Source organism: Bartonella sp. TS82HLJMH (genome assembly GCF_042193495.1).
Lineage (GTDB): Bacteria > Pseudomonadota > Alphaproteobacteria > Rhizobiales > Rhizobiaceae > Bartonella > Bartonella grahamii.
Genome location: NZ_JBHILU010000063.1, coordinates 1 through 1,497, shown reverse-complemented (window position 1 = coordinate 1,497; position 1,497 = coordinate 1). Strand labels below are relative to the sequence as shown.

The 1,497-nt window shown below is 34.1% G+C and carries 1 protein-coding gene; it reads right to left on the bottom strand.

The genetic code is table 11. The annotated features are described in order from the left end of the window. The coding region (locus tag ACFIKO_RS09195; RefSeq protein ID WP_375673868.1) for an ABC transporter substrate-binding protein at positions 1–674 on the bottom strand (674 nt) is incomplete at its 3' end. Between the last annotated feature and the right edge of the window lie 823 nt (positions 675–1,497).

Here is a 1,497-nt window from a genome sequence, read left to right as displayed (position 1 = left end):
TCTCCAGAACGCCAACTCTCTAACTGATAAGGACCAACACAAGCAGAATGACTTGCCAAATACCGGTTTCCCATATCACCATTTTTTTCGTGTTTCATGAGTGTCTCACGATCAAGCAAAGAAAGAGTACGACTAGTAGCAAAATGGCTAAGAATGAGCTCTGCTGGATAAGGTTTATTAAATTTCATCACCACCGTTTTCTCATCCGGTGCTTGAATAGCCTTATCAACGTTTTGTTCTGTGATACCATATTCATTAAATGTCGCCGCAGTAGCCATCTTCAATTTAACAACCCGCTTCATGCTCCAAATCAGATCATTGGCATTCGTAGGACGACCATCGTTGAACTTCAAACCATCACGCAAATGAAAAGTAATCACCGTACGCTGATCATCACTTAAAACATCCCAACTCTTCGCCAAAGAGGGAACAAGTTTAGCTGCATTATCTTTAGCTGATTCAACTAAATTATCACAAACATTGACAAGAACTTCATTACCATAACGGTCATTGATTTGTGCGGGATCAAATGTACTTATTGAATCAAGATTCCAAGCCATCACAAGCGTATCGGCAGGTGTTTTCGCTGAAACTTGTTGCACAAAAATCCCCATTGCAAGAACAGCAGAAACAAAAGAACAGCTATTTTTCAATATTTTTTCTTTCATGTTCATAGACTTTTCCTTTTTAAATTTATTGTATAATTTCTCTATGCAACAAAACGTGCAAGAAATAATAAGATTAGACTTAGAAAACATACCTCCTCGAAATAAAATAAAAAAACTCAACAGAAAACGATCTGATATAAAACGAAGGTATTAGACATAACAGAATCTGTTGGAAACATCACTGTGCTTACAATTTGAGACATATCAGGAAAAATTTCCTTTTTCTTTATCAAACAGACCTTTTGCTTCAAATTTCTTTTTTGATTTTCTAAAAAGTGTCGCGAAAATACTACCTCCGGTTATTTGAAGAGCCTCAATAAAATTTGATATTTTGATGATTTTGAATAAATTGTAATTTCCTGAAATTGATCATCTACCCTCCTTCTCAAGAGAAAAATTTAAGTTTTTCATCACTCCCCATAAAATAATACCCTCCAATTGCGGAGTGTCATCTTTCAAAATAAAAGGAAACATAACATAGGCACCATAAAAAACTGATATTTCTCTTTACCTCCACACCAAAACTTTTCTTCGACATTGCAAAGTCTTTGCTCCTTTAACAATGCTAAATACCAGAACATTTGTTGTACTAATTCTTTCAGCAAATGAATTGACCACTTTTCAATTCATGGAAGTTGAAATATTAGTCTTAAATATCCAAGCAAACACATCTTTAATGAGAATGAAAGATTCCTTAATAGAAACCTTGAAAAGACACTCAGCAATATATCCTCTATTATTAACAATCTTCGACGTATTGCAAAGTGTTAAAGAGCTTTGCAATACATCAAATATACCATGATCATATTTTTATATTTTATAAACCTGC